Below are 22370 nucleotides of genomic sequence, written 5' to 3' on the forward strand. Positions count from 1 at the left end.
GCCATGGCTGCCGAGAGGAAGAAGCTGCTCCTGCGGCTCGATCCCGCGGTGCACGACGCCCTGGTCCGCTGGGCGGACGACGAGCTGCGCAGCACGAACGCCCAGATCGAGTTCCTGCTGCGCCGAGCCCTGAACGAGGCGGGCCGCCTGCCGAAGGCGGCGGCCCCCATCCCGCGGCCCGGCCGCCCGCGCCGCGACGACCCACCCGACCCGTGAGCGGCGATGGTCGCCCTGGCGACCATCGCCGCTCACAGGATCTGAGCTGCACCGATCTTCCGAGGAGGCGTCCATGCACGACATCGCGACACTGACCTTGCCGCAGCGGCTGTACCTGCTGAGCTGGGACCGCGAGCGGAAGCGCTTCACCGGGTCCGGGGAGCGGGACCTGCTGCTGCGGGCCGGGGCGCTGGCCGAGCTGCTGCTCGCCGGCCTGCTGAAGGACGACGACGGGCGCGTCGCCGTCGTGAGCGGGGCGAAGCCGCCCGCGGACCCCTTCCTCGCCGAGGTCCTCGCGCAGGTCGAGGCCGGGAAGCCGCGCAAGTGGCAGCACTGGGTGAACCACCGCGCACGCCGGGCCCCGCAGGCCGTGCGGGACCAGCTCGCGGCCGGACGCTGGGTCAGCGTCGAGCCGCGCAGGCTGCTGGGGGTCTTCCCCGCCGACCGGGTCGTCGCGCGGGACCCGCGTGCGGTCCGGAAGCTGACCGACGCCGCCACCGCGGCCCTGCGCGCCCCGCGGGCCGACACGGTCCCGGCCGCCGAGGCGGCGGCCGCCGCCCTCGCCGCGACCGTGCTCCTGCGCACGGTCGTCTCCCGCAGGGAGGCCCGTGCGCGCCGGGAGCGGATCCAGACCCTCGGCGCGCGGATCGCGCCCGTGCCGACCGCGCTGCGCAAGGCGGTCGCAGGCCGACACGCCGCGGCGGCGAGCTGACCGCTCCGACCTGTGGATCCGGTTCGCCCCGGATAGAGTCGTCGGCGATGAGCGAGACGAGCGAGCACATCGTCGAGGAGCCCGGGGCCGAGGAGTTCGGCTCCGCCCGCGCGCTCGAGGTGGAGCCGGACTGGTTCAAGTCCGCGGTCTTCTACGAGGTCCTGGTCCGGGCGTTCAACGACTCCAACCGAGACGGGTTCGGCGACCTGCGCGGGCTGACCGAGAAGCTGGACTACATCCAGTGGCTCGGCGTGGACTGCCTCTGGCTGCCGCCCTTCTACGACTCCCCGCTGCGCGACGGGGGCTACGACATCCGGGACTTCCGCGCCGTCCTGCCCGAGTTCGGCACGGTCGACGACTTCGTCACCCTGCTCGACGAGGCGCACAAGCGCGGCATCCGGGTCATCACCGACCTGGTCATGAACCACTGCTCGGACCAGCACCCCTGGTTCGAGGAGTCCCGGCGCAACCCCGACGGGCCGTACGGGGACTTCTTCGTCTGGTCGGACGACGACACCCGCTACGCGGACGCGCGGATCATCTTCGTCGACACCGAGACGTCCAACTGGACCTACGACCCGGTGCGCGGCCAGTTCTACTGGCACCGCTTCTTCTCCCACCAGCCGGACCTGAACTACGACAACCCGGCGGTGCAGGAGGCGATGATCGACGTCCTGCGCTTCTGGCTGGACCTCGGCATCGACGGCTTCCGGCTCGACGCCGTGCCCTACCTCTACGAGCGCGAGGGCACCAACTGCGAGAACCTCACCGAGACCCACGCCTTCCTCAAGCGCTGCCGCAAGGTGCTCGACGACGAGTACCCCGGCCGGGTCATGCTCGCGGAGGCCAACCAGTGGCCGTCGGACGTGGTGGAGTACTTCGGCGACCCGGAGGTCGGCGGGGACGAGTGCCACATGGCCTTCCACTTCCCGCTGATGCCGCGGATCTTCATGGCGGTGCGGCGGGAGAACCGGTTCCCGATCTCGGAGATCCTCGCCCAGACGCCCGCGATCCCGTCCGGCGCGCAGTGGGGCATCTTCCTGCGCAACCACGACGAGCTCACCCTCGAGATGGTCAGCGACGAGGAACGCGACTACATGTACGCGGAGTACGCCAAGGACCCGCGGATGAAGGCCAACATCGGCATCCGACGCAGGCTGGCCCCGCTGCTGGAGAACGACCGCAACCAGCTCGAGCTGTTCACCGCGCTGCTGCTCTCCCTGCCCGGCTCCCCCGTCCTGTACTACGGCGACGAGATCGGCATGGGCGACAACATCTGGCTCGGCGACCGGGACGCCGTCCGCAGCCCGATGCAGTGGACGCCGGACCGCAACGCCGGGTTCTCCCAGTGCGACCCCGGCCGGCTCTACCAGCCGACGATCATGGACCCGGTGTACGGCTACCAGGCCGTGAACGTCGAGGCCCAGTCGAACTCGTCGACGTCCCTGCTGCACTGGACGCGGCACATGATCGAGGTGCGCAAGCGGCACACCGCGTTCGGCCTCGGGGACTTCCACGAGCTGGGCGGGTCGAACCCCTCGGTGCTGGCCTACGTCCGCACCCACGGGGACGGCGAGAACGACACCGTGCTGTGCGTCAACAACATGAGCCGCTTCCCGCAACCCGTCGAGCTGGACCTGTCGGAGTGGGAGGGGTGCGTGCCGGTGGAGCTCACCGGCGGCGTCCCGTTCCCGCGCATCGGGCAGCTCCCGTTCCTGCTGACGCTGCCCGGGCACGGGTTCTACTGGTTCTCGATCAAGCCCGTGGAGGACCCTGCATGACCGTGCTCGCCGAGGAGCTCCCCGCCCACCTGCCCGAGTACCTGGCCCGGCAGCGCTGGTTCCCGGCCAAGGGCCGACCGGTGTCGGAGATCGCGGTCGCCACCGAGCAGTCCCTGATCGACGACGGCGCGCTGCTGCTGGACCTGTGCCTGCTCCGGGTGGGCTTCGCCGACGGCCCCGCCGAGTTCTTCCAGGTGCTGGTGGGGCGGCGCCACGAGCCGGCGTCCGAGCTGGAGCACGCGACGATCGGCGCCGTGGGCGACCGCATCGCGTTCGACGCGATGTGGGACCACGAGGCCACGGCGTTCCTGCTCACGGCGCTGCGCGAGGGCCGGACGTACGGCGACGTGCGGTTCGTGCCCGAGCCGGGCGTCGAGCTGCCGGCGAAGGGGGTCGGGCGGCTGCTGGGGGTGGAGCAGTCGAACACCTCGGTGGCCTACGGCGAGAAGAGCATCTTCAAGCTGTTCCGCAAGGTCTCCCCCGGCCTCAACCCCGACCTGGAGCTGCACCGGGCGCTGCGCTCCGTCGGCTCGAACGAGGTCGCGTCTCTGCAGGGTGCCGTCGAGGGCCTGCTCGAGGGCGAGCCCGCCACCCTGGGCATGCTGCAGGACTTCGCGTCGAACTCGGCCGAGGGCTGGGCCATGGCGCTGACCAGCGTGCGGGACCTGTTCGCCGAGGCGGACCTCTACGCGGACGAGGTCGGCGGGGACTTCGCCGCCGAGTCCCGGCGGCTGGGCGAGACCGTGGCGGTGGCGCACCGGGAGCTGGCACAGGCGCTCGGGACGGGCGTCCGCCCCGCGGACGAGCTGCGCGCGCAGCTGGAGACCCGGCTCGACGCCGTCGTCTCCCAGGTGCCGGAGCTCGCCCCGCACGAGAAGGGGATCCGGGCCGTCTACGCCCGGTTGACCGGCGACATCGCGGTCCAGCGGGTCCACGGGGACCTGCACCTCGGGCAGACCCTGCGCACCCCCAAGGGCTGGCTGCTGATCGACTTCGAGGGCGAGCCCGCCACCCCGCTGCCCGAGCGGCGCCGGATGGACTCCCCACTGCGGGACGTCGCGGGGATGCTGCGCTCCTTCGACTACGCCGTCTACCACCAGGTGATCCTGGACGAGCACACCGACGAGAACGAGGAGCAGCAGCTGCTGCGCCGCGCGGACGAGTGGGCGATCCGCAACCGCTCCGCCTTCTGCGACGGCTACGCGTTCGCCTCCGGTTCCGACCCGCGCGCGCAGGCGGCGGTCCTGCGCGCCTACGAGCTGGACAAGGCCGTCTACGAGGTCATCTACGAGACCCGCTCGCGGCCCACGTGGGCGGTCATCCCGCTCTCGTCGATCACGCGGTTGGTGGCTGAGGAGGAGCGGGAGTCGGACCCGCAGATCTCGCTCTGAGCCGGCTCAGCCGACGGCCGCACCGTCATCCACGCACACTGCTGATCACCAGGCGCTGAGGGCTGAGTAGGACGCCGTTGCCGACCCTGAGCGCCTGGTGATCACCCACGGTGAAGATCATCAGGAGCTGAGGATTCTTGAGCGTGTCAGCCGGGTCCCTCGGACCGGGCGGACATGCGTCACAGCAACCCGTTCGGCGGAGCCGAGTGGGCGGCGAACCCCCGACGGCAATAGGGTTCCGGGGTGGCACACGAGGACACCCGCACGATCGACCCCTGCCCCCCGGACCAGGCGACGACCGACCGACTGCTGGGTGGCGCGCACCACAACCCGCACGGCGTTCTGGGCGCGCACCCGACGGGCGACGGCGGGACCGTCGTCCGGGTCCTGCGCCCGCACGCGGACGAGGTCTCCGTGCTGCGCAACGGCAACGAGAACGACGCGCACCCCCTGGTCAAGGTGCACGACGCCGGGCTGTTCTCCGGCGTGGTGGACGGCCCGGGCGGCGACTACCGGCTGCAGGTCCGCTACGGCGACCGCACGGACGTCGTGGACGACCCGTATCGCTGGCTGCCCACCCTCGGCGAGGTGGACCTGCACCTGATCGGCGAGGGACGCCACGAGCGCCTCTGGCAGGTGCTCGGCGCCCACCCGCGGGCCTACGACACCGCATCGGGCCAGGTCACCGGCACGAGCTTCGCGGTCTGGGCGCCCAACGCCCAGGGCGTGCGCGTGACCGGGGACTTCGACGGCTGGGCGGGCTGGGCGCACCCGATGCGCTCGCTCGGCTCGTCCGGTGTGTGGGAGCTGTTCGTGCCCGGCGTCGGCGTCGGGACCCGGTACAAGTACCGGATCCTGGGGCAGGACGGCGTGTGGCGCGACAAGGCCGACCCGATGGCGTTCGCGACCGAGGTGCCCCCGCAGACCGCGTCCGTCGTCACCGCCGAGCACCACGAGTGGCAGGACGAGCAGTGGATGGCGGCCCGCGCGCTGCGCCAGCCGCACGCCGAGCCGATGAGCGTCTACGAGCTGCACCTCGGGTCGTGGCGGCAGGGCAACGGCTACCGCCAGATCGCCGACCAGCTGGTCGAGTACCTGGACGAGACGGGCTTCACGCACGTCGAGCTGCTGCCGGTCGCCGAGCACCCGTTCGGGGGATCCTGGGGCTACCAGGTCACCTCCTACTACGCGCCGACGTCCCGCTTCGGCACGCCGGACGACTTCCGCTACTTCGTCGACACGCTGCACCAGCACGGCTATGGCGTGATCGTCGACTGGGTGCCCGCGCACTTCCCGCGGGACGAATGGGCACTGGCGAAGTTCGACGGCACCCCGCTCTACGAACACGCGGACCCGCGGCGCGGCGAGCAGCCGGACTGGGGCACGCTCGTGTTCGACTTCGGGCGCAAGGAGGTCAAGAACTTCCTCGTCGCCAACGCGCTGTACTGGTTCGAGTCCTTCCACATCGACGGGCTGCGGGTGGACGCCGTGGCCTCGATGCTCTACCTGGACTACTCGCGGCCGGACGGGCAGTGGCTGCCGAACATCCACGGCGGGCGCGAGAATCTCGACGCGGTCGCGTTCCTGCAGGAGATGAACGCGACCGTCTATAAGGAGCACCCCGGCGTCGTCACCATCGCCGAGGAGTCGACGGCGTGGCCGGGCGTCACGCGACCCACGTACATGGGCGGGCTCGGCTTCGGGTTCAAGTGGAACATGGGCTGGATGCACGACACGCTCGACTACGTCGGGCACGACCCGGTGCACCGCAGCTACCACCACAACCAGATGACGTTCTCGTTGATGTACGCCTTCAGCGAGAACTACGTCCTGCCGATCAGCCACGACGAGGTCGTGCACGGCAAGGGCTCGCTCTGGACCCGGATGCCCGGTGACGACTGGAACAAGGCCGCGAACGTCCGCGCGCTGCTCGCGTTCATGTGGGCCCACCCGGGCAAGCAGCTGCTGTTCATGGGCCAGGAGTTCGGCCAGGAGCGGGAGTGGTCCGAGGAGCGCTCGCTGGACTGGGAGCTGCTGGCGAACCCGCTGCACGGCGGGATCAAGACCCTGGTCGGCGACCTGAACCGCAGCTACCGGGAGCACCCGGCGCTGTGGACCATGGACGTCTCGCCCGAGGGCTTCTCGTGGATCGACGCCAACGACGCGGCCGGCAACGTGCTGTCGTTCCTGCGTCAGGGCACCGACCACGACGGCCGCCCGGCCGTGCTGGCCTGCATCGCCAACTTCTCCGGCCAGCCCAAGTCGGACTACCGCGTGGGCCTGCCCTTCGCGGGGCGGTGGAAGGAGCTGGTGAACACCGACTCGGGGTCCTACGGCGGCTCGGGCGTCGGCAACCTCGGCACCGTGGTCGCGGACCGCACGCCGTGGCACGCCCGGCCGGCCAGCGCGGTGCTGACCCTCCCGCCTGCCGCCGTGCTCTGGCTCGTCCCGGAGGAGTCGGGCGGCCCGGTGCACCCGAAGCGGGCCCTCCCCGCCGAGCCCGCCCCCGAGGTCGGCCCGGCGGACGAGGACGTGCGGGACTTCTAGCCCCCGGCACTTCGAGACCACCGGCGAACGGCGCGTTCGCTCACCAGGTGTGAGCGAACGCGCCGTTCGTCCGTGTCCGGCGGGTGCTCCGGAGCAGCGTGATCCAGTAGGCCACCAGGATCGCGGTGTAGAGGCCGCGCCCGAGCGGGGTCCACGGGTTCCCGTCGGTCCACAGCTCGCCCCAGCTGACCGGGATCAGGGGCAGCGCGAACAGGGCGAGCGCCCACTCCCGGACCAGCCCGCCCGCCACCGCGACGAGGATCCCGGGCCAGAGCAGCAGCAGATAGTTGTGCCACGAGATCGGGGACATCAGCAGCCCCGCGGCGATCACCGCGAACGGGGCGGTCCCCGCCGAATCCGCGCCGCGGCGATGGATCCACACCAGCGTCCCGACGAGGGCGACGAAGCCCAGCGCCGTCCCGATCGCCGAGGGCAGCCCCAGGCGGAGGAGGAAGCCGGGGAGGGCGGCGTTGTCCAGCACGTCCGGCACCGGCTCGGAGAAGCCGATCCGCAGCCACTCCAGCGCACTCGACGGCCCCGCCGCGAGCGCGCCGACGACGGTCGCCGCCCCCGCCCCCGCCACGCCCGCCCAGAAGGCGGGCCAGCGACGCTGGGCCAGGGGCAGCAGCAGGACCGGCGCGAGCGAGGGCTTGAGCGCCACCGCCACCCCGTAGCAGACGCCCGCGGCCCGGGGATGGCCGCGGCGCTCGCAGAGCCACCCCGCGACCAGCAGCGCGAGCAGCACGCCGTAGATCTGCCCCAGCACCAGCGTGCCGTGCAGGGGTGAGGACAGGGCCATGGCGACCGTCGCGCCGACCGTCCACCCCCAGCCCAGCCGGAGCTCGCGGCATACCACGACCACCGCCGCGAGCACCAGGACCAGCGTGAACGCCGCGAACACCCGGTAGGCGAGCAGCGGGTCCAGCCCGGCCAGCGGCGCCAACACCAGGCTCAGCAGCGGCGGGTTGAGGTTGCGCAGCTTCGCGGTGGTGTCGTAGATGTCGGCGCCCTGGGTCAGCGCGACGGCCGAGTGCCAGAACGTGTCGAAGTCGACGTGCAGCTCGCGCATGTCCGTCGACGGCAGCAGCGTGAGCAGCCCGTTCGGGTGCGCGATCGTCAGCCCGACGGCGAGGGCGACCGCCCCGAGCGCCACGACGACCGACGCGGCCCGCAGCACCGGACGACGGACGGGCGAGGCGAGGACGGACACGGGGAGCGACGGTAGCCGGGCGGCCGCCTAGAACAACGCGCGGCCCAGGGCGCGGCGGGCCTTCGTGACCCGCTCGTCGTCCGTCGGGAACAGCTCGAAGAGGCCGACGAGGTGCTCACGGACCTTCTCCCGGTCCTCCCCCAACGTGCGCGCGACGGTGTTCACCAGGCGTTGGAAGGCGGCCTCGACCCGGTCTAGCGCCACCTCGGCGTCCGCCGCGGCGAGCTGGGCCGCCACGTCCTCCGGGGCGGCGTCGGCCGCGGCGATCGCGGCCGGGTCGGCGGACTCCGCGCGGGCGAGGAAGCGCACCTGCGCGAGCGCGGCCTTGGCCTGCTCGTTCGCGGGCTCCTGGGCGAGGATCGCCTCGTAGGCGGCCACCGCGGCGGGGTAGTCGCCCGCCTCGAGGGCCTCCTCCGCCGCGGTGAACCGCGGGTCCTCGGGCTCCTCGACGGGCTCGGCGCCGCCCTCGGCCGCGGCACGGGCCTCGCCCTCGGCGATGCCGGGCATGCGGTCGCGCAGCGCGTCGAGCAGGCGCTGGATCCAGCTCTTGACCTCGGCCTCGGGCAGCGCGCCCTGGAACGCGTCGACCGGCTGGCCGCCCACGACCGCGACGACCATCGGGATCGACTGCACGCCGAAGGCCTGCGCGATCCGCTGGTTGGCGTCGACGTCCACCTTCGCCAGGATCCAGGCGCCGCCGCTCGCCTGGGCGAGCCGCTCGAGCACCGGGGAGAGCTGCTTGCAGGGTTCGCACCAGGTCGCCCACAGGTCCACGATCACGGGGACCTGCAGGGAGCGCTCCAGGACGTCGTTCTGGAAGCTCTGCTCGCTGACGTCGATCACGTACTGACCGGCGGTGGCGGCCGGCGCGGCACCCGCGGGCGCCGCCTGGGCGCGCGCGGCCGCCTCGGAGCGGGCCTTCAGCGCGGAGAGGTCCACGGCGCCCGCCATCGCGGACGACAGCGCCGCGGTCTGGGCGGCCTGCCGGGGGTTGGGTCGAGACACGCCGTCCATCCTGGCACGACTCACCCCGCGACGAGGGGGCGCATGCCCATCGGGTTGTCCGCCATGAAGTCGCCCGCGGCGAGGATCCGCGCGACGAGCGGGCCGGCCAGCTCCTGCAGCCGCGCGGACCGCGCGTCGCCGAGGGCCTGCCAGGCGCGGTCGGCGAGGGTGTCGGTGCGGGCCTCGACGTCGGTGGAGAGGGTCCATCCCGCGGGCGTCAGCCGTCCGCCGCCGACCAGCCCGCGCCGCGCCAGCCGGTCCTGCGCCGCCGCCCACTCCTCGGCCGTCCAGCCGCGCCGCTCGCGCAGCCGCTCGGGGTCGATGTCCTGGGCCGCGGCGAACACGACGAGGGCCTCGCACGGATCGATGTCGGCCCCGACCAGCGCGGCCACGTGCCCGTCGCCGCGTTGTTCGCGCAGGATCGTCTGGGCGTGCCAGAGGACGAGGTGCGGGGCGTCCGGCCACGGCAACGCCGCGTTGGCGGCGGCGAGCGCCCGGCCCGCCGTCGACACCGACGCGGCCGCCGTGCGCGCCAGGTCCGCGGCCTCGGCGACCTCGGGGGCGTCGACGTCGAGCGAGCGGCGCAGCGCCGTGTCGACGGCGGCCAGGCGCGCCTCGAGCAGCCGCTCCGGCGGGGCGACCGACCAGATCTGCGGGACCGAGCGCGCCACGAACCCCGGCGCGAAGTTGTAGAACAGCGCGGTGACGACCTCGGCGGGCGCGGCGCCCAGCGGCGCGGCCCGCTGTCCGAAGTAGCCGCGCCAGAACCCGCGCAGCCCGAGCCCCTCGGCCGCCTCCCGCGCCTCCGGCGCGAAGTACGTCACGGCGTGCAGGGGCTCCAGCGCCCGCCACATGCGGCGGGCTCGACTCTCCGACTCCATGTCCCGACCGTAGGGCGCCGGGGCCGCGCGCACTACGCCGATCCGGTGGCGGCGGGTACCCGCGGTGCGAGTCGGGACCGGCGTCGATCACCGGACCGGCGGAGCACCAGCTCCGCGCCGCGCTCGTTGGACAGACTGACGTGACCGCGAGGTCACTCTGCGTAGAAGCGGACGGTCGATCCCCCGAGAGCCGTCCCCCGACCGGAGGATCCCCATGAGCGAGAACACCACCGATTCCAGCACGGCGACCACCGACCGCCTGCTCGCCGAGGCCCGCAAGAAGACCGCGCGCCAGCAGAGCCCGGTGCTGGGCAAGGCGGCCCTGATCGTCGGGATCATCGCGCTGGTCGTCAGCCCGATCTCGATCGCGGGCTGGGTCGGCGGCCTCGCCGCGCTGGTGCTGGGCGGCCTCGCGGTCCGCGACGAGCAGACCGCGAAGTTCGGCAAGATCGCGCTGGTCCTGGGCTTCGTCGCGATCCTGGTCGGCGTGTTCTTCTTCACGATGAACATCGCCTGATCCCCGCCCCCTCCCCGGCGAACGGCGCGTTCGCTCACACCTGGTGAGCGAACGCGCCGTTCGCCGTTCAGGCACTCGCGATGATCTCCGCGAGCTCACGGGGGCGGGTGAGCATCGGGAAGTGGTCGCCCGGCAGCTCACGCAGGGTGAACCCCCGCTCGCGGGCGATCCGCCGGGAGGCCTCCGGGGCGGCCATCGGGTCGGCCGCGCAGACCACCGACGTCGTCGGGACGGCGGGCCAGGCCTGCAGCGGGGTGACCTCCTTCGTCACCGTCCAGGCCTGGGGGCGCAGCCGCGCCACCGCCGGCTCGGCCAGCTCCGGGGGCACGCCGGCGTACATCGCCCCGAGCGCGGCCTCGACGGACCAGGAGGTGGTGCCGTCCGCGTTGCGGGTCGGGCTCGCGATCGGCCGGGGCAGGATCGACGGGTCCTCCTTGACCAGGTCCATGTGGGACCGCCCCGGCTCCGGCACCATGGCCGCCACCAGCACCAACGCCCGCACCCGGTCCGCCGCCCGCGCGGCGAGCACCGGCGCCGTCAGCCCGCCGAGCGAGTGCCCGACGACCACCAGCTCCCCCTCGGGCAGCGAGACGGCGGTCGCGTAGTCCGCGGCGCCCAGGCCCGGCCGGTCCGTGGGCAGGTCCGGCGCGACGGACCGCAGCGACCGCTCGGCCAGGGCCTCCTGCAGCGGCGCCCAGCAGGAGCCGCGGTGCCAGGCGCCGTGCAGCAGGACGACGGTCGGGTCAGCCACCCAGCGCCTCGTCGATCCGCGCCACCTTCGCGGTGAGCTGACCGGTGTACCCCGGGCGGATGTCCGCCTTGAGCACCAGGCTCACCCGCGGCGAGACGGCCTGCACGGCCTCGACCGCCGCCTTCACCACGGCCATCCCCTCGTCCCACGTCTCGGACTCGATGGTGGTGAACATCGACGTCGTCTCGTGGGGCAGGCCGGAGGCCCGGACGACGCGGACGGCCTCGGCGACGGCGGCGCTGACGCTGCCGTCCTCGGCCGCGGTCCCGGACGGGGCGATGCTGAACGCGAAGAGCATGTGCCCAGCCTAGGCGGGCGCCGATGATCCTCGGCGGGCCGAGGATCATCGGCGCCCGCCTGAGATCAGCCCTGCTAGCGTGCCGTTCCATGGCATCGCACGGCCCCCTCCCCTTCGACCCCATCGACCGGGCGGCCGAGCTGTGGGCCGAGCGCATCGGGCCGTCGTCGACGATGCGGGCCGTCACCAGCGTGATGCGGGTGCAGCAGATCCTGCAGGCGGCGGTGGACGCCGCGCTCAAGCCGCACAACCTCACGTTCGCCCGCTACGAGGCGCTGGTGCTGCTGTCGTTCGCGCGCACCCGGAAGCTGCCGATGCGGGTGATGGGCGAGCGCCTGCAGCTGCACCCCACGAGCGTCACCAACATCGTGGACCGCCTGCAGGGGGACGGCCTGGTCCGCCGCATCCCGCACCCCACCGACCGCCGGGCCACCCTCGTCGAGATCACCGAGGAGGGCCTGGCCCGGCTGGAGAAGGCGACGAAGTCCGTCACCGCGGACGACTTCGGCCTGGTCGGCCTCGACGAGGACGAGAAGACCACCCTGTTCGCCCTGCTCGGCCGCATCCGCTCCGCCAGCGGGGACTTCGCCTGAGCCGTGAGCGGGGATAGTCGCTCCAGCGACCATCCCCGCTCACAGGGTCTGGAGCGCCCGATCGGCGGCGGCGTAGGGGTCCAGGTCGCCCGCGACCACGGCGTCCGCGAACTCGGCCACCGCCGAAGACGACAGCCGCACCCGGATCTTCTCCAGCGCGATCGCCTCGATCTCCGCGGCCGCCCGCCGACGCCGCCGCACCGCCCCCTCGCCGGAGGACGCCAGCCAGGTGCGGTGCTCCTCGATCGCCTTCGCGAGCCCGTCGACGCCCTCGCCGCGCGCGGCGACGGTCCGGCAGATCGGCGGCTTCCACGCGTCCTGCCGCGAGCCCAGCGACATCATGTACCGCAGGTCGCGGACGGTCTGGGCGGCGCCGTCCCGGTCCGCCTTGTTGACCACGAAGACGTCCGCGATCTCCAGGATCCCGGCCTTGGCGGCCTGGACCCCGTCCCCCATCCCCGGCGCGAGCAGCACGAGGGTGGTGTCGGCCAGCGAGACCACGTCGATCTCGGACTGCCCGACGCCGACGGTCTCGACGAGCACCACGTCGCACCCCGCGGCGTCGAGCACCCGCAGGGCCTGGGGGGTGGCCCAGGCCAGCCCGCCGAGGTGCCCGCGGGTGGCCATCGAGCGGATGAACACGCCGTCGTCCAGCGCGTGGTCGCCCATCCGGACCCGGTCCCCGAGCAGCGCCCCGCCCGAGAACGGCGAGGAGGGGTCGATCGCGAGCACGCCGACCCGCTTCCCCTCCCGCCGCAGCTCGGTGACCAGCGCGGACGTGGTCGTCGACTTGCCGACGCCCGGGGAACCGGTCAGCCCGACCACCTGCGCCCGCCCCGTGTGCGGGGCGAGCAGCGCGGCGATCTCGGGCAGGTCCGGCGACCCGCTCTCGACGCGGGAGATCAGCTGGGCGACCGCGCGCGGCCGCCCCTCCAGCGCCTGGGCGACGAGATCAGCGATCACACCGTCAGGATGAGCGCGTCGCCCTGCCCCCCGCCACCGCAGAGGGCGGCCGCGCCGACGCCGCCGCCGCGGCGCTTGAGCTCGAGGGCGAGGTGCAGCGCGATCCGGGCGCCGGACATGCCGATCGGGTGCCCGACGGCGATGGCGCCGCCGTTGACGTTGACCTTGTCGTCCGACAGGCCGAGCTTGCGCGCCGACACCACCCCGACGGCCGCGAACGCCTCGTTGATCTCGATCAGGTCGAGGTCGGCGGGGGTGATGCCCTGCTTCTCGCACGCCTTGGTGATGGCGTTGGCCGGCTGCTCCTGCAGCGACGAGTCCGGCCCGGCGACGACGCCGTGGGCGCCGATCTCGGCCAGCCACTCCAGCCCCAGCTCCTGGGCCTTGGCCTTGCTCATCACGACCACCGCGGCGGCACCGTCGGAGATCTGCGACGACGAGCCCGCGGTGATGGTGCCGTCCGCGGCGAACGCGGGGCGGAGCTTGCCGAGGCTCTCGGCCGTGGTGTCGCCGCGCACGCCCTCGTCGGTGGTGAAGACGATCGGGTCGCCCTTCCGCTGCGGGATGGAGACCGGGACGATCTCGTCGTCGAACACGCCGTTCTTCTGGGCGGCGGCGGCGCGCTGGTGGCTGCGGGCGGCGAACTCGTCCTGGTCGGCGCGGGTGAGCTCGTAGCGGTTGTTGTACTTCTCCGTGGACGCACCCATCGCGACCTGGTCGAACGCGCAGAACAGGCCGTCGTAGGACATGTGGTCGACGAGCGTGGTGTCGCCGAACTTCGTGCCCTCGCGGGACTTGGGCAGCAGGTGCGGGGCCTGGGTCATGGACTCCTGGCCGCCCGCCACCACGATGTCGAACTCGCCCGCGCGGATCAGCTGGTCCGCCAGCGCGATCGCGTCGATGCCGGAGAGGCAGACCTTGTTGATGGTCAGCGCCGGGACGTCCATCGGGATGCCCGCGGCCACGGCCGCCTGGCGGGCGGGGATCTGGCCCGCGCCCGCGGTGAGCACCTGACCCATGATCACGTAGTCGACCTGCTCGGGCGCGACGCCCGCCTTCTCCAGGGCGCCCTTGATGGCGACCCCGCCCAGCTGCGCACCGGTGAAGCCCTTCAGCGAGCCGAGCAACCGGCCGATCGGCGTACGTGCACCTGCGACGATGACGGACTCGGTCACGACGAACCTCCAGTAGCTACTCCGGAACCGGGATCTGGTCCCGGACGATACCTGCGCACCCGACGCCGGAGACGGCCCGAACGGAGGGGGTGAGCAGGCGCACAGACCCACGACCCGGCCGTCGGATGCGATTCTGCTCCGCATGACGACTCAGACGGAGCAGCCCGCCGGTGCGCTCGGCTCCCTGCTCACCCAGATCGACCACGTGGGCATCGCGGTCGCGGACCTCGACGCGGCCGTCGCCTGGTACGCGGACGTGTTCGGGCTGGTGAACACGCACGAGGAGGTCAACGAGGAGCAGGGGGTGCGGGAGGCCATGCTCGCCGCACCCGGCGCGGACCCCGGGACCTCCACCCGCATCCAGCTCCTGGCCCCGTTGCGCCCGGACTCGACGATCGCGAAGTTCCTGGACCGCAACGGCCCCGGGCTGCAGCAGCTCGCGTACCGGGTCACGGACGTCGAGGCGGCGATGGCCGCGCTCACGGCGAAGGGCCTGCGCCTGCTCTACCCCGAGCCCCGCCGCGGCACGGCGAACTCGCGGATCAACTTCATCCACCCCAAGGACGCCGGCGGCGTGCTCGTGGAGCTCGTGGAGCCCGCGACCGACCACTGAGTCGCCCACCGAGCCGCCCACCGAGCCGGCCACCGCGCTCACCCGGAGCCCCTCCGATCGGACGGTCGGAGGGGCTTCTTCGTCGATTCAGCCCGCCGCCGGCGGTGGCCTGCGTCACGATCCGACCCATCTCCGCAGTACGGCACCACAATGCTCCGGGTACCATACTGCGCAGTAACTGATCGGTATCCCACGCAAGCCACCGGAGGCCAAGCCGTGCAGGAGATCCTCGACGCCATCCTCGCCGAGCGTTTCGACGACGTCGGTGGGCTGGCCGTGCCGGACAGCTACCAGGCCATGACCGTCCACGAGGACGAGGCCGGGATGTTCGAGGGCATCGAGACCCGCGACAAGGACCCGCGCAAGAGTCTGCACCTGGACACCGTGCCGACCCCCGAGCTCGGGCCTGGCGAGGCGATCGTCGCCGTGATGGCCAGCGCCATCAACTACAACACCGTCTGGACCTCGATCTTCGAGCCGGTGTCCACCTTCGGCTTCCTCAAGCGCTACGGCCGCGAGTCCGAGCTGGCCAAGCGCCACGACCTGCCGTACCACATCGTCGGGTCCGACCTGGCGGGCGTCGTGCTGAAGACGGGCCCGGGCGTCAACGCCTGGAAGCCCGGCGACCGGGTGGTCGCGCACTGCCTGTCCGTCGAGCTGGAGAGCCCGGACGGGCACGGCGACACGATGATGGACCCGCAGCAGCGGATCTGGGGCTTCGAGACGAACTTCGGTGGGCTCGCCCAGCTCGCGCTGGTCAAGTCCAACCAGCTGATGCCCAAGCCCGACCACCTGACGTGGGAGGAGGCGGCCTCGCCCGGCCTGGTGAACTCCACCGCCTACCGGCAGCTCGTCTCCCGCAACGGCGCGGACATGAAGCAGGGCGACACCGTCCTGATCTGGGGCGCGAGCGGCGGGCTCGGCTCGTACGCCACCCAGTTCGCGCTCAACGGCGGCGCGACGCCGATCTGCGTCGTCTCCTCGCCCGAGAAGGCGGAGCTCTGCCGGGCCATGGGCGCAGAGCTGATCATCGACCGCAACGCCGAGGGCTACAGGTTCTGGAAGGACCCGCAGACCCAGGACCCGCGCGAGTGGAAGCGGTTCGGGGCCAAGATCCGCGAGCTGACCGGCGGCGACGACCCGGACATCGTGTTCGAGCACCCGGGCCGCGAGACCTTCGGCGCCTCGGTCTACGTCGCGCGCAAGGGCGGCACGATCGTGACCTGCGCGTCCACCTCGGGCTACATGCACGAGTACGACAACCGCTACCTGTGGATGAACCTGAAGCGGATCGTCGGCTCGCACTTCGCGAACTACCGCGAGGCCTGGGAGGCGAACCGGCTGATCGAGAAGGGTCTGGTCCACCCGACCGTCTCGAAGGTCTACCCGCTGGCGGACACCGGCCAGGCGGCCTACGACGTCCACCAGAACTCCCACCAGGGCAAGGTCGGCGTGCTCGCGCTGGCCCCCGAGGAGGGCCTGGGCGTGACCAACCCGGAGAAGCGGGCGAAGTACGAGGCCGCGATCAACCGGTTCCGGGGCGTCTGAGCGGGTTCTGCGCCGTTCTGAGCGGTTCGGTCTCCTCCGTCGGGTGACGGTGCCCACCAGCCCGCGTGCGTCACGCATCGTGGGCACCGTCGCCCGGTACGGTGACCGACATGGTCGGTGAACCGGAGAACGCCCCGCACGACGCCGGTTACAGCGCCGAGATCCGGGCCGGGTTCCGCATCTCGCGTCGGGGCTACGACCAGGACCAGGTCAACGCGCACCTGCGCCGGATCGACGCGGACGTCCGGCTGCTCGCCGCGGACCGGGACGCCGCGGTCGAGCAGGTCGCGCGGCTGACCCAGGAGCTGGAGCGCGCCCGCGGCCAGGTCGAGACGATGCGCAGGCAGGTGCAGCGGCTCGCGGGCCCGCCGGACAGCGTGGCGGGCATGAGCGAGCGCATGCGGTCGATGCTGCGGCTGGCCGAGGACGAGGCGCGCGAGTCCCGCGAGACCGCCGCCGCCGAGATCGCCGCCGACCGGGCCGCGGCCGAGGCGGAGATCGCCGCCCTGCGGGCGCGGGCCGAGCAGGAACGGGACGAGCTCGTCACCCGAGCCCGGCTGCGCAGCGAGCGGATGGTCGCCGAGGCCAAGGCGCTGCAGGCCCAGGCCGCGCAGGACAAGCTCGCCGCCGACGAGGAGATCGCCGGCGCGACCGCGGCCGCCGCCGCCGAGCGGGACCGGCTGCAGGCCGAGTCCGAGGCCCGACGGCTGTCGGTCGAGGAGGACTTCCAGCTCGCCATGGACCAGCGGCGGGCCGAGGCGCTCGGCGCGCTGCTGGCCGAGAAGGCCGAGATCGAGCGGGAGACCGGGGGGCTGCGCAGCGCCGCGGACACCTACGCCCGCGAGGTCCGCGCCGAGGCCGAGGCGGCGAGCGATGCCACGGTCCGCTCGGCGGAGAAGCAGGCCGCGCGGCTGGTCGCCGCGGCCGAGGCGCGCGTCGCCGAGCTCACCGACCTGCGTGCGCGGCTCGCCACGCAGCTCCGCGCGGCGCAGGGTGCGCTGGGCGCCGACCTCGACGCGCTCGCACCCCTCCCCGAGGAGTCCCCGCGAGTCCCCCACCCCGGACACGCAAGGCCCTCATCCGAGACACGCGCGTCCGACACCGCAGCACGCAGGTCGGACACCGCAGCACGCGGATCGGACACCGCAGCACACGCGTCCGACGCCACCGCGGCACCCGAGTCCGACACCACCGCGGCCGAGCCGGACGGCGTCGCGACGCCGCCCGCGGCGACCCCCGCGCCCGGGGACGCCCCTGCCGTCCCCGAGCAGCCCGCCCCGCGCAGGCCCCGCCCGAGCCCGGAGCGCCAGGCGGCCTCGCGCGCCCGCGTCTGAAGATCCTTCCGAGCGTCACGGGAGCGCATCGGCGGGAGCGCTGTCGTCACGCCCGCCGACCGTGATCGTTCCGAGCGTCACGCGAACGAGCGCCGGCGCACCGTCAGGTCACTCTCGCAACGATCACACCCGACCCGTCCACGGTCGCACGTTTCGTGCGCTCACTGCTGTGCGCACCACGCTGAGCGCACGCGAACAGCGATCATGCCGCGCTGAGCGCACGAAACGTGCAGAGGTGGATCGCCGTCCCACGCGATCAGCGGCGGCGCAGGCCCGGCCTGCGGCGCCCGCGGGCGTTCCAGCAGGGCAGGTGCCAGTGCCGCCGGTCCTCGACCGAGCCGTACTCCCCCGCGGGCCAGGTCACCACGTGCCCCACGCCCGCCGGGATGAGCTGGTCGCACCCCGGGCAGCGGTAGTCCTTGACCGACGACCCGCCGGGCACGTGCCGGACGGCCCACTCGCCGTCCGGCCCGCTCTCGGCACGGGTGATGATTCCTGCGGACAGGGGCGCGGACACGGGACGACCCCGCCCTCGCTCGGAGGTGCGGGGTCGTCGACCGCGTGCCATGACCTCCACGGTATCCACGCCGCGCGGCGACGTCCGCCTCGCGGGCCGTGGCGCGCGACTCACCCGGCGGGACCGGGCGACTCGCGTGTCCGAGGTCGGGGACTCGCGGGCTCGGCTAGCGGGTGGCGTAGTCCCGGAAGCCCTGCCCGGTCTTGCGGCCCAGCCTGCCCGCGGTGACCAGGTGCTCCAGCAGCGGGGCCGGGGCGAAGCCGGACTGGCGGAACTCGCTGAACAGCGAGCGCTCGATCGCCAGCGACACGTCCAAACCCACGACGTCGAGCAGCTCGAACGGCCCCATCGGCAGCGCACAGCCCGTCTTCATCGCCGCGTCGATGTCGTCCGCCGTGGCGTAGTGCGCCTCGAGCATCTTGACCGCGTCGTTGAGGTACGGGAACAGCAGCGCGTTGACGATGAAGCCCGCGCGGTCGCCGCAGGAGACGGCGACCTTCCCGAGCTTCCCGCAGACCGCGAGTGCCGTGGCCGCCACGTCCGGCGAGGTGCCGATCGTGGAGACGACCTCGACCAGCTTCATGACCGGGGCCGGGTTGAAGAAGTGCAGGCCGATCACGTCGCCGGGCCGGTTCGTGGCCGCCGCGCACTCCACGACCGGCAGCGACGACGTCGTGGTGGCGAGGATCGCGCCCGGCTTGCAGATCTCGTCCAGGGCCCCGAACACGGCCCGCTTGACCTCGAGCTCCTCGGCGATGGCCTCGACCACGAGGTCGACGTCCGCGAAGTCCTCCAGCAAGGTCGTGGGGGTGATCCGGCCCAGGGTCGCGTCCTTGTCCTCCTCGGACAGCTTGCCCCGCACCACGGCCTTGTCCAGCGCCTTGCGGATCCCGGCGATCGAGGCCTCGACCTTGGACTCGCTGCGCCCGCGGACGATGACGTCGTACCCCGCCTGGGCGAAGACCTGCACGATGCCCGAGGCCATGGTCCCCGTGCCGACCACGCCGACCCGCTGGACCTCCCGCGGGGTGACGCCCTCCGGGATCGTGGACGACGGGGTGAAGGCGTCCGGCACGACCTTGCTGCTGTGCGCCTTCTCGTAGGTGTAGAAGCCGCGGCCGCTCTTGCGGCCCAACAGGCCCGCGGTGATCATCTGCTTGAACACCGGGGCGGGCGCGTGCATCAGGTTGCGCGACTGCGCGTACATCGTCTCGAGGATCTCGTACGCGGTGTCCAGCCCGATCAGGTCGAGCAGCGACAGCGGGCCCATCGGGTAGCCACAGCCGTAGCGCATGGCGGCGTCGAGGTCCTCGCGCGAGGCGTAGCGGGACTCGAACATCCGCGCCGCGTGGTTGAGATAGCCGAAGAGCAGCGCGTTCGCGATGAACCCGGCGCGGTCGCCGATCACGACCGGCACCTTGTCCAGGGTCGCGGCGAAGGCCTGCAGGTCCTCGACGACGTCCGCCTCGGTGACGACCGTGCGCACCAGCTCGACCAGCTTCTGCACGGGCGCCGGGTTGAAGAAGTGCATCCCGACGACCTTGCCCGGGCGCGCGGTGCGCACCGACAGCTCGGTCACCGAGAGCGAGGACGTGTTCGACGCCAGGATCGTCTCCGGCCCCACGTGCTTGTCGACCTCGGCGAACACGCTCGCCTTGAGGTCGAGCGACTCGGGCACCGCCTCGACGACGAGGTCGCAGGGCGCCAGGTCGGCCAGCGACGTGGTGGTGGTGATCCGCCCGAGGAGCTCGGCCGCCTGCTCCTCGGTCATCTTGCCGCGCTCGATGGCGCGGCGGGTCGAGGTCTGCAGGTGCTCCCTGCCGCGCTCGACGGCCTCGGTGCTCACCTCGGCGGCGATCACGTCCAGGCCGTTGCGCGCGAACACCTCCACGATGCCGGCGCCCATCGTGCCCAGGCCGACGACGCCGACCGTCCGGAACTCGCGTGCCACGCGATGACCTCCCGCTGCTTCGAGGGTATTGCTACTCGCGGGTCAGTCTTCCAGACTCGGCCGCTTGGGAAACCATGCGTGAGGCCGGCGCCACCCCTCCTATCGGCCGTGGCGCGCCTTGACCAGCCCGAGCATCGTCTGCATGTGCTTCGCGGTCCGCCGGAAGCTGGTCACCGGGACGGGCAGGGCGAACCGCTGCCGAGCGACGGCCTGGGGCCGGGTGAACTCGCGCAGCCCGTCCTCGCCGTGGATCCGCCCGAACCCCGAGTCGCCGACCCCGCCGAAGGGCAGCGCGGGGATCCCGGCGAACGAGATCACCCCGTTCACGCTCACCATCCCGCAGCGCAGCGACTCGGCGAGCCGCTCGCCGTCCTTGCTGAAGATCGAGGCGCCGAGCCCGTAGCCGGTGGCGTTGGCCCGGCGGACGGCCTCCGCGGCGTCGGGCACCCGGTTGACGACGATCAGCGGGCCGAAGGTCTCCTCGGTCACCGCCGCCGAGTCCTCCGGGACGTCCGCGATCACGACCGGGTCGATCGTGGTGCCGTGGAAGGAGTCCGCGCCGCCGACCAGGGCGCGCCCGCCCTTCGCCAGGGCGTCGGACACGTGCCTGCGCACGACGTCGGTCTGCGACGGCATCGTCATCGGCCCGAAGTCGGTGCCCGCCGTCAGCCCGCGGGTCTTGGCGACCAGCCGGGCCGTGAAGTCCTCGGCGACGGAGTCCACGACGTACACCCGCTCCACGCCGACGCAGGTCTGGCCCGCGTTGGACAGCCCGCCCCACACGGCGGCGTCCGCGGCGGCCTCCAGGTCGGCCGAGGCATCGACGATCAACGCGTCCTTGCCGCCGCACTCGATCAGCACCGGGGTCAGCGACTCGGCACAGGCGGCCATGACGCGCCTGCCCGTCGCCGTCGAGCCGGTGAAGGCCACCTTGGCCACCCCGGAGGTGCACAGCGCCGCGCCGGTCTCCCCGAAGCCGGTCACGACCTCCAGCAGGGTGTGCTCCGGGGTCACCTCGCGCAGCGTGTCCGCGAGCACGAGCCCGACCCCGGGGGTCAGCTCGCTCGGCTTGAACACCACGGTGTTCCCCGCGGCCAGCGCGTAGGCGATGGACCCCATCGGGGTGAAGACCGGGTAGTTCCAGGGCCCGATCACGCCGACGACACCGAGCGGCTGGTAGGCCAGCGTGGCCGCCTGGTTGGCGCCGAGCATCCCGGCGGGGACCTTGCGCCTGCCCAGCGTCTTCTCCGCGTGCTTGGCGGCCCAGTCGACGTGGTCCACGGCGAGGACCAGCTCGAGGCGGGCGTCGTCGAGCGGCTTCCCGGTCTCGGCGGCGACCACCTCCGCGACCTCGTCCAACCGCCTGACCAGCGCCTTCTTCCAGTCCAGCAGCCGCGAGCGGCGACCGGAGAACCCGAGCCCGCGCCACCAGCGCGCCGCCGCCTCGGCCCGCGCGACGGCGGCCCGGACGTCCTCCTCGGTGTGCACGAGATGGTTCCCCACGACCGCCCCCGTTCGCGGGTCGAGGGAGTCGAAGGTGCGCGCGGCAACGGTGCTGGTCACCGGACCACCCTAGGCCCGCGGACGCGTCCCCCGCGGGCCTGCCGAGACCCTCCCGGACCCGTGAGCGGCGATAGTCGCCAGGGCGACTCCGCTCACCCACCCCGCCGCCTCCGGCGGCTGCCGACCCCCGGCCGCCGCTCACAGTCAGAACAGGCGCAGGTCCTTCGAGTCCATGCCGCGCAGCGCGTCGTAGTCGACGGTCAGGCAGCGGATCCCGCGGTCCTCGGCCAACGTCCTGGCCTGCGGCTTGATCTGCTGCGCCGCGAACACCCCGACCACCGGCCCGAGCAGCGGGTCCCGGTTCATCAGCTCCAGGTACCGCGTCAGCTGCTCGACGCCGTCGATCTCCCCCCGGCGCTTCACCTCGACGGCGAAGTGGGCGCCCGCGGCGTCCCGGCAGAGCAGGTCGACCGGGCCGATGGCCGTCATGTACTCGCGGCGGACCAGGCTGAAGCCCTCGCCGAAGGTCTCGGGATGGGCGGCGAGCAGCTCCTGCAGGTGCGCCTCCACCCCGTCCTTGACCAGGCCCGGGTCCACGCCGAGCTCGTGGCTCGAGTCGTGCAGCACCTCGTCGATCGTGATCACCAGCGACTCGTCCGCCTTGTTCCGGACGGTCCACACGCCGGGCTCCTCGGTGAGCCAGCAGGGCGGGCTCATCCAGTTCAGCGGCTTGTAGGCGCGGTCGTCGGCGTGGATGCTGACCGACCCGTCCGCCTTGACCAGCAGCAGGCGCGGCGCCATGGGCAGGTGCGCGGTGAGCCGACCGACGTAGTCGACCTGGCAGCGGGCGATGACGAGACGCAC

General features: G+C 72.8%; 21 protein-coding genes. 10 read left to right on the forward strand and 11 right to left on the reverse strand.

Translation table 11 applies throughout. The features are described 5' to 3' along the window. Nucleotides 1-3 precede the first annotated feature (3 nt). The 5 genes from BLS43_RS11060 to glgB all read left to right on the forward strand — a co-directional run bounded on the left by BLS43_RS11060 (nucleotide 4) and on the right by glgB (nucleotide 6647). On the forward strand, nucleotides 4-216 hold the full coding sequence (locus BLS43_RS11060) for a type II toxin-antitoxin system antitoxin (RefSeq protein WP_093081861.1): 213 nt from the start codon (nucleotides 4-6) through the stop codon (nucleotides 214-216). Nucleotides 217-289: 73 nt separating this feature from the next. Beyond that, the gene (locus tag BLS43_RS11065) at nucleotides 290-928 is read left to right on the forward strand and encodes a GOLPH3/VPS74 family protein (protein WP_093081866.1); all 639 of its coding nucleotides are present in this window, start codon (nucleotides 290-292) and stop codon (nucleotides 926-928) included. A 47-nt stretch (nucleotides 929-975) separates the two neighbouring features. Then, nucleotides 976-2709 (forward strand): maltose alpha-D-glucosyltransferase, encoded by a 1734-nt coding sequence (gene treS, locus BLS43_RS11070; protein WP_093081870.1) that lies wholly within the window; start codon nucleotides 976-978, stop codon nucleotides 2707-2709. Further along, on the forward strand, nucleotides 2706-4100 hold the full coding sequence (locus tag BLS43_RS11075) for a maltokinase N-terminal cap-like domain-containing protein (RefSeq protein WP_093081875.1): 1395 nt from the start codon (nucleotides 2706-2708) through the stop codon (nucleotides 4098-4100). The genes treS and BLS43_RS11075 overlap by 4 nt, the downstream gene beginning before the upstream one ends. 243 nt (nucleotides 4101-4343) lie before the next feature. Then, nucleotides 4344-6647, forward strand: a complete 2304-nt coding sequence (glgB, locus tag BLS43_RS11080) for a 1,4-alpha-glucan branching protein GlgB (RefSeq protein WP_245707425.1) — start codon at nucleotides 4344-4346, stop codon at nucleotides 6645-6647. Nucleotides 6648-6687: 40 nt separating this feature from the next. Here glgB and BLS43_RS11085 read toward each other — a convergent pair whose 3' ends face one another. From BLS43_RS11085 to BLS43_RS11095, 3 genes are read right to left on the reverse strand one after another with little or no spacing between them, the layout of a single operon-like run. Next, the gene (locus tag BLS43_RS11085) at nucleotides 6688-7857 is read right to left on the reverse strand and encodes a glycosyltransferase family 87 protein (RefSeq protein ID WP_093081879.1); all 1170 of its coding nucleotides are present in this window, start codon (nucleotides 7855-7857) and stop codon (nucleotides 6688-6690) included. Nucleotides 7858-7884: 27 nt separating this feature from the next. Next, nucleotides 7885-8871, reverse strand: coding sequence for a tetratricopeptide repeat protein (locus BLS43_RS11090; RefSeq protein WP_245707426.1), 987 nt, complete (start codon nucleotides 8869-8871; stop codon nucleotides 7885-7887). Between the two features lie 11 nt (nucleotides 8872-8882). Continuing rightward, nucleotides 8883-9743 (reverse strand): SCO6745 family protein, encoded by an 861-nt coding sequence (locus BLS43_RS11095; protein ID WP_093082614.1) that lies wholly within the window; start codon nucleotides 9741-9743, stop codon nucleotides 8883-8885. A 214-nt stretch (nucleotides 9744-9957) separates the two neighbouring features. On the opposite strand from BLS43_RS11095, the gene BLS43_RS11100 reads away from it, so the two are divergent. After that, a complete protein-coding gene (locus BLS43_RS11100; RefSeq protein WP_093081884.1) occupies nucleotides 9958-10260 on the forward strand; it encodes a hypothetical protein in 303 nt (100 codons plus the stop codon). Between the two features lie 67 nt (nucleotides 10261-10327). On the opposite strand, the gene BLS43_RS11105 is transcribed toward BLS43_RS11100, so the two are convergent. Continuing rightward, nucleotides 10328-11011, reverse strand: coding sequence for an alpha/beta fold hydrolase (locus tag BLS43_RS11105; protein ID WP_093081889.1), 684 nt, complete (start codon nucleotides 11009-11011; stop codon nucleotides 10328-10330). Further along, nucleotides 11004-11309: a thiamine-binding protein gene (locus tag BLS43_RS11110; RefSeq protein ID WP_093081894.1), complete on the reverse strand. Its 306-nt coding sequence runs from the start codon at nucleotides 11307-11309 to the stop codon at nucleotides 11004-11006. The genes BLS43_RS11105 and BLS43_RS11110 overlap by 8 nt, the downstream gene beginning before the upstream one ends. Before the next feature lie 89 nt (nucleotides 11310-11398). On the opposite strand from BLS43_RS11110, the gene BLS43_RS11115 reads away from it, so the two are divergent. Further along, entirely contained in the window at nucleotides 11399-11902 is a 504-nt protein-coding gene (locus BLS43_RS11115) for a MarR family winged helix-turn-helix transcriptional regulator (RefSeq protein ID WP_093081898.1), read from the forward strand. 39 nt (nucleotides 11903-11941) lie between these two features. On the opposite strand, the gene meaB is transcribed toward BLS43_RS11115, so the two are convergent. Both meaB and BLS43_RS11125 read right to left on the reverse strand, forming a co-directional pair. Then, the gene (meaB, locus tag BLS43_RS11120) at nucleotides 11942-12865 is read right to left on the reverse strand and encodes a methylmalonyl Co-A mutase-associated GTPase MeaB (RefSeq protein ID WP_218129785.1); all 924 of its coding nucleotides are present in this window, start codon (nucleotides 12863-12865) and stop codon (nucleotides 11942-11944) included. Continuing rightward, on the reverse strand, nucleotides 12862-14040 hold the full coding sequence (locus tag BLS43_RS11125; protein WP_093081902.1) for an acetyl-CoA C-acetyltransferase: 1179 nt from the start codon (nucleotides 14038-14040) through the stop codon (nucleotides 12862-12864). Before BLS43_RS11125 ends, meaB begins: the two co-directional genes overlap by 4 nt. 142 nt (nucleotides 14041-14182) lie before the next feature. Between BLS43_RS11125 and mce the strand changes: the two genes are divergently transcribed. From mce to BLS43_RS11140, 3 genes are all read left to right on the forward strand, one after another. Continuing rightward, complete coding sequence (gene mce / locus BLS43_RS11130) at nucleotides 14183-14653, forward strand: methylmalonyl-CoA epimerase (RefSeq protein WP_093081906.1); 471 nt, start codon at nucleotides 14183-14185, stop codon at nucleotides 14651-14653. Between the two features lie 216 nt (nucleotides 14654-14869). Continuing rightward, nucleotides 14870-16201, forward strand: a complete 1332-nt coding sequence (gene ccrA, locus BLS43_RS11135) for a crotonyl-CoA carboxylase/reductase (RefSeq protein WP_245707427.1) — start codon at nucleotides 14870-14872, stop codon at nucleotides 16199-16201. Between the two features lie 110 nt (nucleotides 16202-16311). Then, nucleotides 16312-17535, forward strand: coding sequence for a DivIVA domain-containing protein (locus tag BLS43_RS11140; RefSeq protein WP_143030009.1), 1224 nt, complete (start codon nucleotides 16312-16314; stop codon nucleotides 17533-17535). Between the two features lie 256 nt (nucleotides 17536-17791). Here the strand turns inward: BLS43_RS11140 and BLS43_RS11145 are convergent, their stop codons facing one another. The 4 genes from BLS43_RS11145 to nucS all read right to left on the reverse strand — a co-directional run bounded on the left by BLS43_RS11145 (nucleotide 17792) and on the right by nucS (nucleotide 22370). Next, nucleotides 17792-18052 (reverse strand): hypothetical protein, encoded by a 261-nt coding sequence (locus BLS43_RS11145; RefSeq protein ID WP_425438536.1) that lies wholly within the window; start codon nucleotides 18050-18052, stop codon nucleotides 17792-17794. A 166-nt stretch (nucleotides 18053-18218) separates the two neighbouring features. After that, complete coding sequence (locus BLS43_RS11150) at nucleotides 18219-20003, reverse strand: 3-hydroxyacyl-CoA dehydrogenase family protein (protein WP_093081920.1); 1785 nt, start codon at nucleotides 20001-20003, stop codon at nucleotides 18219-18221. A gap of 99 nt (nucleotides 20004-20102) precedes the next feature. Then, complete coding sequence (locus BLS43_RS11155; protein ID WP_093081924.1) at nucleotides 20103-21566, reverse strand: aldehyde dehydrogenase family protein; 1464 nt, start codon at nucleotides 21564-21566, stop codon at nucleotides 20103-20105. A gap of 144 nt (nucleotides 21567-21710) precedes the next feature. Further along, a complete protein-coding gene (gene nucS / locus BLS43_RS11160; RefSeq protein WP_093082627.1) occupies nucleotides 21711-22370 on the reverse strand; it encodes an endonuclease NucS in 660 nt (219 codons plus the stop codon).

It is taken from the genome of Pseudonocardia oroxyli (genome assembly GCF_900102195.1).
Classification (GTDB): Bacteria; Actinomycetota; Actinomycetes; order Mycobacteriales; family Pseudonocardiaceae; genus Pseudonocardia; species Pseudonocardia oroxyli.